The organism is Mesorhizobium captivum (genome assembly GCF_033977165.1).
GTDB lineage: Bacteria > Pseudomonadota > Alphaproteobacteria > Rhizobiales > Rhizobiaceae > Mesorhizobium > Mesorhizobium captivum.
On the sequence record NZ_JAVIJB010000136.1, the window covers coordinates 1 to 659 of the forward strand.

Consider the following 659-nt stretch of genomic DNA (forward strand, 5'->3'; position numbering starts at 1 on the left):
GGCTGGCTCACGTTGCTGGCGATTGATACGAGAGGAAGATACGTGCTGAGAATGACGCGGGCCGAGCCCTACGATCTGGTCTGGTCGAAACCGATGACCGAAATCGCAAGGCAGTATGGCATCAGAGGCCAGCATGTGGCGCAGACATGCGATGCGTATGAGATCGCTCAGCCGCGTGCCGGCCATTGGCGCTCGCGGGCGCAGGCATGTGAGGCCGTGGCCAACGGCTAGTGGCGAAAAAAACCGCCGAAGTTCTCGCCAACATTTCGTCAGCGCGATCGCCTCGCTGGCCTCGGCCAGCCTCTTCGCCGTCTTCACCTACATCAAGCCGTATCGGATCGACGTTTCCGGCCTGTCGACGGCGACCGTGACCTGGGTGCTGCTCTTGTTCGGCGCCGGCATGACCATCGGCAACATCATCGGCGGCAGACTGGAAGCTGATGCCGACGTGTGATCGCCACGCTCCTCGCCATGGCCCTGCTGTTTGTCGTCTTTACCAAGCCCCGGTGCGATTGCCGCGGTAGCCGTGGCCATCGTCTTCCTGTGGGGCATGCTGATCTTCATCGTCGTGCCGCCGCTGCAGATCCGAGTCGCTTCATGGACCGGAGCCGATAAGCGGCCTGAGGCGGTCCAGCAAGGCCTGGCGGTCGGCGACGAGG

General features: G+C 63.0%; 2 pseudogenes. Both read left to right on the forward strand.

Annotation, left to right across the window (positions count from 1 at the left end):
• Nucleotides 1-231, forward strand: a pseudogene (locus RFM40_RS33635) (hypothetical protein); the annotation flags it as partial.
• A 46-nt stretch (nt 232-277) separates the two neighbouring features.
• Nucleotides 278-592 (forward strand): annotated as a pseudogene (locus RFM40_RS33640) (MFS transporter); the annotation flags it as partial.
• Nucleotides 593-659: the final 67 nt, after the last annotated feature.